Consider the following 14,977-nt stretch of genomic DNA (forward strand, 5'->3'; position numbering starts at 1 on the left):
AGTCGCAGGCAGGATTTTTGCGAGCACGCGGTCGCAAGTAGCGGATTTCGTGAAGATCGACGGGAGACATTTAGGGACACCCCCTAATATAAATGATGTAAATGCATGCTTGACGTTGTAGAATCACATGAATAGGGTCCGCCTAAAAAACCTGTAGGCTTAATGAAACAATTATGCGTGATCCAAGATTGACCGACATAACTCGATCAAATCCAGAACAAATACATCGGTATGAGTACCGACGGGTGATTGTTTTTTTATTTGTGGCGGCAGTAGCACACTTAATTGCATTACCTTTTATTGGTAAACGCTATTTTGTAATAACATCGATCGATAAAATTAAAAAAGCCCCAGTTAAAGTTGTTTCACTTAATGCTAAAGCCAAAAAAGCATTACGCAAAACTCGCAGGGCAATGGCTGCCAGCAGCAAAGCACAAACTAAGACTAATGTGCCCAAGATTGACGAGAAAACCCCTAAGCCTAAGGATATTGCCGGTCAAATAGTTGATATCCCACCTACTGCTGATGACCATGTACCTGAAAATGCACGCTTTTTATCTGAGCATAATACTCATGTTGAGCGCGAAACACGCAGTCGTTATCAGTCACAACATTACAAAAATGCAATGAATGAGCCAACAACCACGAAACGTGGACAAGCTCAGGGGCCTGAAACAATAAAAGATGCCAAAGCTATTGAAATTAATCTTAACGCGCAAAACACTAATAAAACAAACACAACCAATGACACTCCTGCGCCTGCAGTGGAGATCCCCAAAATTACCCCTCGCGATCGTTTAGCCCTCAAACTTAACTCAGAATTTGGCAAAATCCACAATCGTGATTCAATTTCTGCATCTGAGGGTAATAGTGACAGACTCAAACTCTCGCTAGATCAAGGAAGTAATCAAAAAAATTCTAATAATTCAGAAGTTGCCCTTCAAAAGGGAAAAAAATCTATCGAATTAGTTCCACAAATAGGAGTGTTGGCTAGCCTTTCGGGGGCTCCCGCAAATGATCACCTTGAAGGTGTAGATTTGGGCGAAGGTACTTTTTTAAACTCGCGTGCCTTTAAATATGCTTCATTTTTTAATCGAATTAAACGCGATGTCAGCAACAATTGGCGACCTATGCAAGAGTATCAGCGCCGTGATCCCACTGGTAACATATATGGCTTTCGTTCTCGTGAAACAGTTTTAAATATTACGTTAAAAGCAGATGGTACGCTGAAAGATACAAAGATTTTACAATCTAGCGGTCTTGATTTTCTTGATCGTGAAGCAATTTATGCATTCAAACGCGCTGGGCCATTTCCAAATCCACCTAAGGGTTTAATTCAAAATAATGACGAGATTTCTTTTCCATTTGGTTTTTATATAGATTTTAGCGGTCGTTCACGATCCCCATTTTAAATATATTTCCTTGATATCATTATACAAAATAAAAAATAGCTTAGCAAATATAAATATATTGATAATATTATTGCTGTTTAGCTAATTCGGGCACATAAACCCTTACCAGAATCGCATAAATTAAGAGTATTATGGAACATAAGGCTATAGTTATAGGTACGCCTATATGCGTGGCTAAAGCACCAACCACTAAACCACCAATGGGCATCATACCAAAAAAACTTAACGTATAAATACTCAAAACCCGACCACGTAGTTCATCAGCAACATTCATTTGAATTACTGTATTAGTCATATTCATAAAAATCATTACTGACCAACCGGTTAGCAATAGAAATATTAAAGAGATACTAAGAATATGCGCTGCAGAAAATACCAATTGTGCTATCGGCAGGATAAAAATTACCATGCTTAGATGGCGACCCCGATGCACTTGTCTGCCATATGCAGCAATCATTAATGCGCCTATTAAAGACCCTAAACCACGAGCGGTTAACAACCAGCCATTTGTGCGAGCATCGCCATGTAAGACTTCAGTAGCCCAGGCGGGCATTAAAGTAATTATGGCAAAACCAAAAAAACTTATCGCCATAATGCCTAAAATTAGCGTACGTATCACACGATGCCGCCATACGAATAATAGACCAAGAATAATTTCGCGGCGGGCCGAAGCTGTAGATATAATTTTTATTTTTGATGATAAACGCATGATTGCCAAAGCTACTAACACCGCCACAAACGACAGGCCATTAATGAAAAAGCACCAAGCCGGCCCGAACCAAACGTAAAGCATCCCTGCAATACTTGGCCCTACAGTAGTCCCTATATTAAATATAGTGGAGTTTAATGCAATAGCATTACCAAGATCAACGCGGGGCACAAGTTCTGCAACAAAAGCATGTCGCGCTGGGGCATCAAAAGAATTTGCAATACCAAGGCAAAAAGCTAATACTAAAATATGCCAAGGTTGTACAATTTCGCAGTAAGTTAATGCTGCTAAGATAAAAGCAAGCAACATCATAATTGATTGCGTGGTAAGCAAAAGCAGGCGTTGTGGTATGCGGTCGGCTACTACCCCACCATAAAGATTGAAAAACCAAGCTGGTACGCCGGCAACAAAGGCGACGTAACCAAGATATGCCGGAGAACGTGTAAGTTGATAAATTAAAAAGCCTTGGGCGGTAATTTGCATAAAGGTGCCAAGTATAGAAATTACTTGGCCGATAAACCAATAGCGGTAGTTTTTGTGGTAAAGAGCGGCAAAGGTTGTGCGTAGACTTTGGATGAGTGGCTTAGTCAAAACTCCAAAAGCACACATATACTTTGTTTTCATGATTTTACTTTTATTTGCATAATTTAAACCTTATATCATAAAGATTGCATTTTGTTTATAGGGCTAGTGATTTATGGGCTAGTGATTTAGATCACAAAAAAATAAAATCCTCAGGTATTATAAGATAATACGAGGTGACACATTTTACTCGAGGCGGTGTTTCATAAGTAGTACACATATGGGACCCACGCTTTGATCTGTGGAGGCTAATGCTTGGGCATTGATATAAAAAGCTTCTATGAGCGTTATGGCCCCATGGTATTAAGACGCTGCCGCCGATTGCTCGGTGACGACGAGAAAGCGTGGGATGCCATGCAAGATGTATTTGTACAACTGCTGCGCTCGCAAAATCGACTACATGATACCGCACCTTCGAGCTTGTTATTTCGGATGGCGACTAATATTTGTCTTAATCGTTTACGTTCACAATCTCGCTGTCGCGAAAATCAAAACGATGACATCATTGATGCAATTGCCCAAGCATCAACTGAATCTCAGTCACAAGCACGACTTATGCTTACAAGAATATTTAATTCACAACGTGATGATACTAACACCGCAACCATGGCAATAATGCATTGGGTTGATGGTATGACTTATGAAGAAGTTGCTGGTGAAACCGGTTTATCGGTATCTGGGGTACGCAAACGCTTACGAGTGCTGCGCGAAAAATTGCTAAGTAAAAATATTGAGGTGACGCCATGAATAACACGCATATACGTGATTGGGAGATTGAACGTTATCTGCTGGGTGAATTAAATAATGAGCGTCAAGAATATATACATAATTTGTTAGCTACAGATTGCGAGCTACAAAAACGTCTTGCAGATATAGAAGCTGATAATGTCGCTGTGCTAGCTAAACACCCTGGCACTACTTTTGCCGCTGCTATTAACAATCGCCTGCAACAAAAATCTGAATATTTGCCCAAAACCAAACGTTCAAATTTATCGAAATTGTTATTTTTAGCGCCGGCGCTTGCTGGTGCTGCTGTTATACTTTTTGTTTGGCAACCAATGAATACTGATGAAGTAATAATTCATAATAATACGGTAACTAAGGTTGACCCGGGTAATCGCGTTAAAGGTGCACCACATTTAATTATTCACCGTCAAGAAAATAACGAGCAATTTGAATTGATTAATGGTGATACCGCTAAAGCTGGGGATTTATTGCAACTTGCTTACGTTCCGAGCGATAGTACTTATGGTATGATCATATCTATGGATGGTTCTGGCAATGTAACTTTGCATTTCCCAGAAAATTCTACTGGTAATACCGCTTTAACCAAAGGTGGAGCAGCCTTACCGCACTCTTATGAACTTGATGATGCCCCTCTTTTTGAAAGATTTATTTTTATTACTGCTAAACATCCGATACCTGTTGGAGCAATACTAGCACGTGCTCATGCTTTAGCCCGCAACCCCCAAAAAGCAAGTTCTGCTTCGTTAGAGCTTACTAAAGAATTCAACGAAACATCCTTGCTAATTAGGAAGCTGCCATGAAAACTTTTGCAGCTATCCTAATAAATATAGTCATTGTTCTTTTAGTTAGCCCGAATATTAATGCTAACGAACTTCCTCAGGGATTACGACGCTTTGCTCTGATAGTTGGGGTTAATGATGGCGGCCCCGAAAGATCTTTACTGCGTTATGCTGCTAGCGATGCGAAAACGATAGCACGCGTTCTTAATGAACTTGGTGGCATTACTGAAAAAGATACTACTATCTTGTTAGATATAGATAATGAAACGCTGATAAATACTCTTGAGCAATATGTTTCATATATTAAATCTGCACAACTCCCATCTCAACGTATCGAATTAGTTTTTTATTATTCAGGTCATTCCGATGACCAGGGTTTATTACTGAAAGGCAAACGTGTCGGCTATCGCGAACTTAGACAAGCGCTTAATAAAATACCTGCTGATGTAAGAGTAGCAATAGTAGATTCATGTTCTTCAGGTGCGTTAACTAGGCGTAAAGGTGGTGTTCATCGACCTCCGTTTTTAATAGATGGAACTACTAGCGTCCGTGGTCATGCTATTTTAACTTCAAGCTCAGAACATGAAGCTGCCCAAGAATCTGACCGTATACGTGCCTCATACTTCACTCATTATCTTATTTCTGGTTTACGCGGTGCTGCCGACACTACTGCCGACGGTCGCGTAACTCTCAACGAAGCTTATCAATTCGCCTTTGCTGAAACATTGCATCAAACTGAAAAAACCCAAGCCGGCGCTCAACACCCTGCATACGATATTCAACTGCAAGGCTCGGGTGATTTGGTAATGACCGACTTGCGCACAACAAATGCCAGTCTTAGTATGGCTGCTGAGTTACATGGAAGATTTTATATTCATGATAACAGTCAGCATTTAGCTGCGGAACTTTATAAACCAATCGGCAGAGTGGTTGAACTTGGTCTTGAACCTGGAAAATATTCTGTACGTCTTACTCAACGTGATGCCCTCTATGAAGCAGAGGTCGAATTGCAAGATGGCAAACATTTGCTTTTAAAAAATAATGATCTAAAAAAAGTATCATATGAATTAACCGCCATGCGCGGAAAGAACAACGACATTAACGATTTTGCAGCACCAGAATTTGCCATGCCCGCAGAAAAAAACAAAAATGTAAGTATCGATTCTTTCCCGCGTGTTAATACAAGTTTTTCTTTGATACCAACGATTAGCACCACAGAAACCATGGTGACTAAAAGATTATCTTTGAGTTTGGCAATGAGCGAAAGTGCCTACATTGACGGTGCCGATATTGGCGCCGGTTTTAATCATGTTTTATATGACCTACGCGGTCTGCAAGCTGGATTAGTTAATAAAGTAGATGGTGCGGCAGTAGGCGCACAAGTATCTTATGGTGTTAACTTAGTTAATAAACAAATGTTCGGCCTACAGGGAGCTGCAGCCTTTAATAGCAGCAATGGTGGCTCCTTTGCTCAAATCGCTGGTGGTGGCAATAGTACAACTGCCGCCAGCCGAGGATTACAAACTGCTGGTGTTTTTAATATCGCCAACTCAAGTTTTAAAGGCGCACAAATCAGTGGTGGCTTTAATGTTGTCAAAGAAGACTTTACGGGAGCGCAGATCACCGGTATTTTAAATCAATCTAGTGCTTATATGACTGGCGTGCAAATTGGGTTAATTAATTTAGGGGGTACAAAACTTACTGGTAGCCAAATTGGGTTAATTAATATTAGTGATGACCTTAGTGGCGGTCAAATTGGTTTAGTTAATATTGGCGATAAGGTTAATGGCACGCAGATTGGCTTGGTAAATGTATCGGATAATGCTGATGCGCCAATTGGTTTTATTAATTATGTAAAAGATGTTCCATTGCACTTTGAATTTTGGGGTTCTTCTGATGAACCAACGATGTTTGCGTTACGCTATGGTGGCAAATATATTTATGCCATGTTTGTTACTGGCATCATGCGGCGCAATTTACCACGTATGACCAATGAAGATTGGTCAATAGGTTTTGGTATTGGCGGACATATCCCAATTCAACAAGCCTTTATTGATATTGATATTATGGGTACAAGCCCTGCAAGCAAATTTGGCCATCCTGATGATCATACAACTTTGGGGCATCTGCGTTTAACTGTAGGTTGGCAAATTATGCCGCGTTTAGCGTTATTTGCCGGTCCAATGGCAAATGTATCTATTATAGCAGATGATAAAAGTTTAAATTTGCCAGTTAGAGATCGTTTTCGCTCGTTAGAGAAAGTATGGCATTCTGGCGATACTACGGTGCGTTTATGGCCTGGATTTGTAATTGGGGTGAGAATTTAATATAATTTAATCCTTGGTGAGATTTTAATAAAGAAACACACCTTGGCTATCGATATGAACTTGCATGTATTTATTTAATCGCTGGTAATCTAAAATATCAACGCAACGAACTAGTTCTGATTCTTCAAGCAAATCTTCAAATTCAGCAAGTAAATTTAACGGAACTTTATTGGTAGCTTTAATCGCCAGATCGATATCTGAATTTTCTCGCCCTTGGTTTTTGGCCAATGAACCAAATAATATTAATTTTGCACCTGGAAGTTTTGCAGCAATACTCTTCCAAGCATCGTTAACAATATTTAGTTCTTTACTGCTTAGACCAATATTACTCATTTTAAATTTAGCTCAAAATCGTCTTGTAACTTAATGATAAGTTTTTTCACAAAATACGGGAAACGCACAGCTTCTTGATAAACTTCATCAGCGGTATCTTCATTATAAGTATGTGATGTAAGATTACGACTTGCTAAGAATCTCATCCAGGTGGCAACATCATCGATATACCCAGCTTTATGAGCTGCACGAAATGCCTGTTTTGCACTGCCGGTATCCACTCCACCTAGTTTTAATGCTCTTTGCATAATTTTCCAAGCTAACTCAAACGTATATTCAAATCGCTGAATAACCCCATCACGAATATAGGGCGACAATGGCTGATTGAGAATATCTTCTAAACTAGTCAGTGCTTTTTTTAGCGCTGTTAAATCAAGGTCGTTCATAGTTATTTTGATAGCCTAGAACAAAACATACTACAAGATATCATACATAAATTAAAATAATGAAAGCTGTTGAGCTGCCCGACACCCATCAAACAATAAATATGGCGCAGCAATTTTATAAGAAGCACCAACTGCTGCTAATGCTTGAGTATCACGTAGTTTTGTGGTCGCACGTAACTTAAGTAAGCGGGTTACAGATTTTGGACCAATACCAGGGACACGCAACAATTCGTGACGTTGTGCAGTATTTATTTCTAGCGGAAAAAGCTCAGGGTGTTGTTTGGCCCATAAGGTTTTAGGATCGGTAGTAAGTGAAAGTGCACCACTATCATTAAAAGGTATTTCATCAACCTTAAACCCATAACAACGCAGCATAAAATCTACTTGGTATAATCTATGTTCACGCATAAATGGCACAGGTTGCGCAATAATATTATCGACACCGGCTAGTGGCTGTAAGGCTGAATAATAAACGCGAGATAATTTTAAATCGTCATAAAGATTTGCAACACGCAAGGCAATATCTTGATCGCTTTCACCCGCCGCACCAACAACTAACTGAGTTGTTTGACCAGACCGCGCAAAGCGACCGGCTTTCTCAGCTTTTGCTACTTGTTGCATTATTGCCAGGATTTGGGCGTGATGTTTACCTGGAGCAATTTTTTTTAATTGCGCTTCGTTAGGTGTTTCAAGATTTACTGAAACGCGTGTCGCATAACGCATGGCATATTCAACCTGAGCACTATCACAACCTGGGATAAGCTTAAGATGCATATAACCCCGATACTTATAACGACTACGTAAAATTTCGGCGGTGGCAAGTAAATTATCCATAGTTGCAACCGCACCTTTATGAATTGCCGATGATAGAAACAAACCAAATACTTGGCGAGCTTGGTAAAGCTGCATGAATATTTGTGCCAACTCATCTGGAGCTAGTTTTTCTTGGTACCCCCTGCCCCCGAGACGTTCACTGCAATAGTTACAGGCGCACTCGCATCCTTTAGCTTGCAACACTTTTAACATTGCGGTGCGTTCACCATTAGGCAAGGCTGCTGGATAAATCCATAAACCATCACTACCACGTTTACGTGAGTTAGAAGGACCGCAAGCACATGATAAGTCGTAACGTGCTGCCTCGGTAAGCGAGGCTAAGCGCTGCTCAACTGATGGTAGCACACGGATTGATGGAGGCATGTTGTGACTATACTGTACGGTTGTTCAGGTTGCAAGAGTGCTTTTTAAAAATAACTACGCACTAACCCCTGCCATTATAAAGGCTTCTTGTAGTTCATTATAATCTTGGGTCACTGGAAACTGCGGAAATTCACCAGTTATATTTGCGGGCGGGCGAAAAAAAATGCCAGCATCGGCGCTAAGCATCATCGAAGTATCATTATATGAATCACCAGCAGCAATCACATAGAAATTTAGCTCTTTAAAAGCTCTAACTGCAGCACGTTTTTGATCGGCAAGACGCAAATTGTAACCAGATATTTTATTGTTAGCATCAATTTCAAGGCTGTGGCAAAAAAGCGTTGGATAACTCAGCTGCTTCATTAATGGCGCGGCAAATTGAGCAAAAGTGTCAGACAAAATAACTACCTGACAGCGCTCTCGTAGCCAATTAAGAAATTTTAACGCGCCATCTAAAGGCTTCATGGTGGCAATAACATTTTGAATGTCACGCAACTTGAGGTCATGCTTAGCTAAAATGTTAAGGCGATATTGCATTAACACATTATAATCAGGTTCATCGCGCGTGGTGCGACGAAGTTCGGCAATGCCTGTGCATTCAGCTACATTTATCCAAATCTCGGGAACTAAAACACCTTCTAAGTCTAAGCAGGCTATTACTTGACGGTTCATAATAAAATACTCCTAACGACAAATACTTAGATGATAATCAATTAATATGATTGTTTAATAAATTAACGTACAGCAAGAATAACATATACTTATTCTAGCAAAACTCGCTAGTATGATAATTGCTAATTGTCATATAACCAAACCACAAAAACTATTAAAATTATATGCATTTAGGGACACCCCTTATATTAAGATTGGTAAGTTAACAATGATACTAACATCATTAACTATATGCTATTTTTCGCTTGGCTTAACAAATTTACCTAGTACGTCAAATTCAACATTAATAGATAATCAAGCCGATCCATTTACAGTTTCGCTTTTAATTGATGCACCGTTAATAGGTGGTAGCGCCGCTTTGTTTGCTAGTACTTTATTACTAAATAATTATGGCAATAAAAAGAAAAAGACCGATAGAACAAAAATACTTTTGCCATTTGATAAAATTGCGCTCAATCGTAATAATAAAAGTCATGATATTGCTTCGACTTATTTACAAAACGCTATGATCATAAGTGCTCCGCTTGCTATTGGCATGTGGCAATGGGACTTAAAATTTAAAAGTTTAGTTCCAGCGTTTATAATAACTGAATCGCTAATTGTAAGCTCTGCCATCTGCCATTTTACTAAATCAATGGTGAGACGCCCACGCCCTTATTCATACACGCGTAGTTTTGCTTCTGGTGAAGCAAGTCGCTCATTTTATTCTGCTCACACTACAGTGGCTTTTGCTGCAGTTACATCAACGACAAGTGTGCTTTACCATTTGCAATCACCATATACCTGGCCGGTGCTTTATGCTGGTATCCCGTTAGCAGCTACGGTTGGTATTTTGCGAGTTAGTAGTGGCAAACATTTTCCGAGTGATGTAATAGTTGGGGCGCTTGCCGGGGCATCAATAGGCATATTAGTCCCTTATCTACATCGAAGTAATCGTTCGCTATCATTAATATTTTCACCATCGGGACTAGCTGTCGCTGGTAATTTCTGACAATTGTTGAGCCATGCATAACAACACTGGATTTCTAATTGCTTTAGAAGGTATTGATGGCTCTGGCACCACTACGCAAGCGCGGCTACTAGGCGAATATTTAAAGTTAAGACGAAAAGTTGTTTGTACTGTTGAACCATCAAAAGGTCCAATAGGTATACTTATTCGTCAAGCATTAGTTGATAATAAAAAACTTAGCGATGAATCGCTGGCTTTGTTATTTGCTGCTGATCGCCTAGATCATATTGAACGCGAAATAGAACCGGCGCTAAAAGAGGGAAACATTGTCATCACTGATCGCTATTTACTTTCTTCGCTAGCATACCAGTCGAGTTACTTGCCTATAGACTGGGTATTATCAATAAACTCTCGCGCACGAAAACCCGACGCTTCAATTTTATTGCGTGTAAGTGCCGAAACAGCAGCAAGACGTCGCGAAACACGTGGCGGTCATAAAGAACGCTTTGATGATATTGAGCGCCAAGGTCAAATCGCGCAAGCTTATGAACAAACTTTAAAGCTTGCAAACGTTGGCTTAACGTATGCTATCAATGCTGAGAATGATGTTGAAACTGTGCACAACGAATTAAAACAATTGCTAGATAAAATTTTGCCATAAATTATCAATTTGCAGGTTGGACTTTTTTACTTCGACATATAAAACCACACATAAAACTACATATGGCAAATATGTCAGAGAACAACATTATATTAATAACACATAAAATAACTATATTATAAATAGCTTTGCGACTAATATGTCATAGTGTATTAATCATTTTTTAGGTTGATAAGAATTATCATTACAACTTTGCTGTAATTATTAAGACTTTGTTTTGAATATTATTGGCATATGATATGCTAATATATTACAGCGCAAAGAAATCAACCAAAAAAATCGTTTACCTTTTTGCTAGTGCAGGAGAGGCGAGCATGAATCAGAAATTATTGAGTATATGCATCATTTCCACATTAACTTTTACTGCATGTAAAAAAGATGATGTCAAAGTTGACGATGTCAATACTCGCAGTTCAGCTATAGTTAAAAATACGATAACCACTACTACCAGTGCGCTTAACGCGCTTCAAAACGAGCAAACTATTAAAAGTCTTGAACAAGCTTTTGAACAATTAAATGAAATCTTTGGTGGTTCAACATCAAATATTCAATCACCTCTTTCTTCTAGTTTAAAAACTTTGCAAGCTAAGGCTACATTAGCATCAAAACGTCTTAAAAATATAAAATCAAGCTCTTCGGCTTTAGATGAAGTAAGCTCTGTAGATACCGAAGAAGACATTGCTGCTGATATTAATGATTTTTTACAACAATACATATTTACTGATGATAATCTTGAATCAAGTGATGAAAATAGCGCTACTTTGTTAATCAAAGGCACTAGCATATGTGAGACTGAAGATAGTGAATGTATCTCATCATTTACTGAAGCGCAAATTCGCATTAAAGCTACATTAACTGATAATGATGGAGTTAATTTTGATTTAATGATTGGTTCGTCACGTACTAATCCTATTAGCATAGAAGCCACACCAAAAAGCATTGCCGTACAGCTTGATTTAGCTGCTTTTAAAAATGCCTATCAACAAATAGCGGCTATTACTGGTGATGATGTCTCTGATATGCCTGAAGTTTTGCAAGGCATATTGCGAGCTAAATTAGTGATTAATGGTGAACAAGATATTTCACTTACTGGCTCAATTATTAAGGCTTTGCAATTAAAAACTAATGAAACAGAAGGTGCAACAGGTTTAAGTCTCGCTGCTGCAGATCCATTAATTGCTATGGATCTACAAGGTCTCACTAGTACTATGGAAATAGCTCTCAATGCCGGCAGTGGTAGTTTTTACGCTCCATATTCTTCACTTGATGAAGAATCGACTATTACTGATTCTTTTAGTATCAATTTTGCTGGTGCAAGTTTTAATGTTTCACTGCAACCTGAGACTGATTTAGTTATTACCAATGTTAGCATTGGCAAAGGACCATTAACCCTAACCCTTGGGGCAAAGACTCTATTGTCGCTATTGCTAAATCCGTCTTCTGATTATACTTTTGATGTTGCAATTAAAGCTACTGAAGCAAACGATGCTGTATTAACTTTTACCCCTGAATTAAATGTGATTTTGGACTATGATTTTGTTAATACTCCTTTTGAAGACCCCTATGCAGAAGTAGCAATGGCTGAAACCTATGAAATTGATATTTCAGGTAATGGCAGCGCCACCATACAATCAGTCCCAGAGGACGCCACTGGGTTTGATGGGGGGATAAAAGTAGTTAGTGGTACTTTAAATTTATCGGCAGCATCAGATCAAAGTTCAGTTCAAGTTTCGCAAGGTCAATGTCTTGTATCAGTTGACTCTGAGCCAGAGGCTGGCGCACCATTAACCGCCTATGTTCAAGCAGCAAGCTGCTTTTAAGATATTAAATATAGTTTAACTCTATTTAATTTACACACTTATGGATGAGGGATCTCAGCCACTAACATCTAAGAACCCTCGTCCCTTCGGCTTTGTTCATGGTTGTCGTGATAATGATCGAAGGGTGGTTGTCTCTATGCGTTTTTTTACAAACCTGAATTATCAATAAAGATATAGGTTGGATTTTGTGTATTAATGCTATTAGTTTTGACTAATTCAACAAAATCAGTAGAAGGATATATTGGAGGATTACTGCCTGCTTCAGGTGTTTCAGAACGTAAACGCATCTGTACTTCAATAGCACAAACATTAGCAAAATCATTTGCTGTTGGTGAGGTAATGGCGTCTGCGCGCGTAAATAAATTATCGTTATTGGTATCATCGCATTGCCCATCCCCATTTGCATCTAAATAAAATAAAAATCGTAATGCTGCTATGCTGCCAGCATTAGCACCAATTGATAGATCTGCAGCTGCAAGCACCCTAGTGTCGGCATTGCGTGCAAGTGGTACCTTATTTTGCCCGGCTTGTTCCCAAAAAATGTATGGGTGGGCTACGTCATCAGTGCAATTTACTCCAAAACGTGACACGCGGGCCCTTAATATAACAGGGACATGTGGTACCGAAGTACTTAAAGTAGGCTGGGTTAAATCAATACGTGGAGCTAGACTCGAATAGTTGGTATTACTAATATTGATAGCGGTATTTGCGACAGTACGAGTTGTAGCAACTTGTAACATTCCATAACCATTAGATATAGCACCACTTGAGAAATTTGAATTTTGATAAAAAAACAACCATTCGTTTTGCGCAATAATAATATCGCTAACACTCGCCGGATCTGGATTTGCTGAAGTTAAGGTAAGAGAATTAGCAGCAGTGCTACTTACTATCCATTCACGTAAATAATCTAATGATGCTATCTCAAGCTCAGGTGTGCCAGAGCATTCTGAACCATTAAGGGTAAAACTTCTAATAGCAAATACACGAGGCAATCCTAAACCTGCATGGTTTATCTCTTGACTAATTATACTTAATGCCGCACGACCACCCCGCTGAATATCGGTGCGGTCAAAAGTTCTTCTGCTGGTACGCGTATGACTAATAAGAAATAAAATAATGCCAGAGATAAAAAACATAGTCACCGCTAAACTGATCATCATTTCGATCAATGTCATACCACGAGTATTCGTATTATTTCGCCAAATTTGTTGTTTAAGATGCTTGTTCATGTCTATAAACTCTTGCCGCCTACGACTCGCACGGTACGTACAGTGTTTTTAAAAGATAGATCAGTCCAAGAAACCGTTACCGTAATAAGTTTAAATTCTATACCCGCAGCAGTAGTATCAACATCTTGATCGGCTACAAACCACGAGCGTGCAAACCATCCATCGGCGCTGCCATAATCACCTGTTGCTGCACCAGTTGGAGTATAGGCAGTTCCACCATAGCCTATATTTTTTCCGCCTGGTTCTATATGGTTACCAGCAGTTAAATCAGCATTAGTAAATTGCTTGCCCAGAAGCTCATTTAATTTGCTTTGCGCCAACACGGTTGCTTGGGTCATGCGACCAGCAGTAGCTACACCTTGTGAACCGGAGACTAATAAACGTAACAAACCAAGCGCCCCAAAGGTAAAAACAAACATCGCAACAACAACTTCGATTAAAGTAAAACCTCGTTCATGCTTTACTCTAAGTAGATGTCGCATAATCTTCCCACCTCAATTGCGTCTGAAGATACGAGCATCGCCACTAGCACCAACAAAAACCAGGGCGTCGATACGTGCTGATGTTCCTGATGCATCGTAAATTAACACTGCACCACTGGTGCCATTTAAAACAGTGCCATCTTCGATAAAGTTAATATTTCCAGTATTACCGCCGCCACAAAAACTACACCAACTACTACTTGCAATACCGTTGTAAGGTACGGGGAAATTTGCACCATAACCTGCAGTTGGGCCAAAGCCCACTTCTGTTGCAGATAGTGTTTTGGTTTTTATTAGCGTTTCATAATTTCCGTCACGATCACTATCTTTACGTATATGCCATTGCTGATTAGCGCGATCGACCACAATTTGGTGCGGCAACGTAGTGCTGCGTGCGAAACCTTGCGCCTCGATAAAACCACCATAAAACTCACGCATCGCCGCACCTACTTGAGAACTACGATAATATCCAATTAGATTTGGGGTTGCGATTATAGCAACTATACCAATAATGGCGGCTACCACCATTACTTCAATAAGGGTGAAGCCTATTTCACCTCGACTTTTGTTTCTGCTTTCATTTCGACTTTCATTTCTGTCATTTCGACTGCAGGAAGAAATCTTATATTGAAGTGGTATAAGATCCCTCGTCACTAAAGCTCTTCGGGATGACATTAGTCGCATTACTC

At 39.5% G+C, this 14,977-nt stretch carries 15 protein-coding genes; 7 read left to right on the plus strand and 8 right to left on the minus strand.

What is annotated here, in order from left to right; all coding sequences use genetic code 11:
• Positions 1–173 precede the first annotated feature (173 nt).
• A complete protein-coding gene (locus JW841_13400) occupies positions 174–1,412 on the plus strand; it encodes a TonB family protein (protein ID MBN1961935.1) in 1,239 nt (412 codons plus the stop codon).
• A 67-nt stretch (positions 1,413–1,479) separates the two neighbouring features.
• Here JW841_13400 and JW841_13405 read toward each other — a convergent pair whose 3' ends face one another.
• Positions 1,480–2,730, minus strand: a complete 1,251-nt coding sequence (locus tag JW841_13405) for an MFS transporter (protein MBN1961936.1) — start codon at positions 2,728–2,730, stop codon at positions 1,480–1,482.
• Positions 2,731–2,958: 228 nt separating this feature from the next.
• On the opposite strand from JW841_13405, the gene JW841_13410 reads away from it, so the two are divergent.
• Genes JW841_13410 through JW841_13420 form a run of 3 tightly spaced genes read left to right on the plus strand, consistent with a single transcriptional unit; the run spans position 2,959 to position 6,556 of the window.
• Positions 2,959–3,450, plus strand: a complete 492-nt coding sequence (locus JW841_13410; GenBank protein ID MBN1961937.1) for a sigma-70 family RNA polymerase sigma factor — start codon at positions 2,959–2,961, stop codon at positions 3,448–3,450.
• Complete coding sequence (locus tag JW841_13415; GenBank protein MBN1961938.1) at positions 3,447–4,250, plus strand: hypothetical protein; 804 nt, start codon at positions 3,447–3,449, stop codon at positions 4,248–4,250. Before JW841_13410 ends, JW841_13415 begins: the two co-directional genes overlap by 4 nt.
• Entirely contained in the window at positions 4,247–6,556 is a 2,310-nt protein-coding gene (locus JW841_13420) for a caspase family protein (protein MBN1961939.1), read from the plus strand. The genes JW841_13415 and JW841_13420 overlap by 4 nt, the downstream gene beginning before the upstream one ends.
• A gap of 24 nt (positions 6,557–6,580) precedes the next feature.
• Here the strand turns inward: JW841_13420 and JW841_13425 are convergent, their stop codons facing one another.
• Genes JW841_13425 through thrH form a run of 4 tightly spaced genes read right to left on the minus strand, consistent with a single transcriptional unit; the run spans position 6,581 to position 9,144 of the window.
• Positions 6,581–6,889 (minus strand): nucleotidyltransferase domain-containing protein, encoded by a 309-nt coding sequence (locus JW841_13425; protein ID MBN1961940.1) that lies wholly within the window; start codon positions 6,887–6,889, stop codon positions 6,581–6,583.
• Complete coding sequence (locus JW841_13430) at positions 6,886–7,275, minus strand: nucleotidyltransferase substrate binding protein (GenBank protein MBN1961941.1); 390 nt, start codon at positions 7,273–7,275, stop codon at positions 6,886–6,888. The genes JW841_13425 and JW841_13430 overlap by 4 nt, the downstream gene beginning before the upstream one ends.
• 51 nt (positions 7,276–7,326) lie before the next feature.
• The gene (locus JW841_13435; GenBank protein ID MBN1961942.1) at positions 7,327–8,472 is read right to left on the minus strand and encodes a radical SAM protein; all 1,146 of its coding nucleotides are present in this window, start codon (positions 8,470–8,472) and stop codon (positions 7,327–7,329) included.
• A 54-nt stretch (positions 8,473–8,526) separates the two neighbouring features.
• Complete coding sequence (gene thrH, locus JW841_13440) at positions 8,527–9,144, minus strand: bifunctional phosphoserine phosphatase/homoserine phosphotransferase ThrH (protein MBN1961943.1); 618 nt, start codon at positions 9,142–9,144, stop codon at positions 8,527–8,529.
• Positions 9,145–9,352: 208 nt separating this feature from the next.
• On the opposite strand from thrH, the gene JW841_13445 reads away from it, so the two are divergent.
• From JW841_13445 to JW841_13455, 3 genes are all read left to right on the plus strand, one after another.
• Positions 9,353–10,135, plus strand: a complete 783-nt coding sequence (locus tag JW841_13445) for a phosphatase PAP2 family protein (protein MBN1961944.1) — start codon at positions 9,353–9,355, stop codon at positions 10,133–10,135.
• Between the two features lie 13 nt (positions 10,136–10,148).
• The gene (gene tmk, locus JW841_13450; GenBank protein ID MBN1961945.1) at positions 10,149–10,754 is read left to right on the plus strand and encodes a dTMP kinase; all 606 of its coding nucleotides are present in this window, start codon (positions 10,149–10,151) and stop codon (positions 10,752–10,754) included.
• A gap of 314 nt (positions 10,755–11,068) precedes the next feature.
• Positions 11,069–12,574, plus strand: a complete 1,506-nt coding sequence (locus JW841_13455) for a hypothetical protein (protein MBN1961946.1) — start codon at positions 11,069–11,071, stop codon at positions 12,572–12,574.
• A gap of 146 nt (positions 12,575–12,720) precedes the next feature.
• Here JW841_13455 and JW841_13460 read toward each other — a convergent pair whose 3' ends face one another.
• Genes JW841_13460 through JW841_13470 form a run of 3 tightly spaced genes read right to left on the minus strand, consistent with a single transcriptional unit; the run spans position 12,721 to position 14,963 of the window.
• The gene (locus tag JW841_13460; protein ID MBN1961947.1) at positions 12,721–13,806 is read right to left on the minus strand and encodes a prepilin-type N-terminal cleavage/methylation domain-containing protein; all 1,086 of its coding nucleotides are present in this window, start codon (positions 13,804–13,806) and stop codon (positions 12,721–12,723) included.
• A gap of 2 nt (positions 13,807–13,808) precedes the next feature.
• Positions 13,809–14,288: a prepilin-type N-terminal cleavage/methylation domain-containing protein gene (locus JW841_13465; GenBank protein ID MBN1961948.1), complete on the minus strand. Its 480-nt coding sequence runs from the start codon at positions 14,286–14,288 to the stop codon at positions 13,809–13,811.
• Between the two features lie 12 nt (positions 14,289–14,300).
• The gene (locus tag JW841_13470) at positions 14,301–14,963 is read right to left on the minus strand and encodes a prepilin-type N-terminal cleavage/methylation domain-containing protein (protein MBN1961949.1); all 663 of its coding nucleotides are present in this window, start codon (positions 14,961–14,963) and stop codon (positions 14,301–14,303) included.
• Positions 14,964–14,977: the final 14 nt, after the last annotated feature.

Source organism: Deltaproteobacteria bacterium (genome assembly GCA_016931625.1).
Lineage (GTDB): Bacteria > Myxococcota > XYA12-FULL-58-9 > XYA12-FULL-58-9 > JAFGEK01 > JAFGEK01.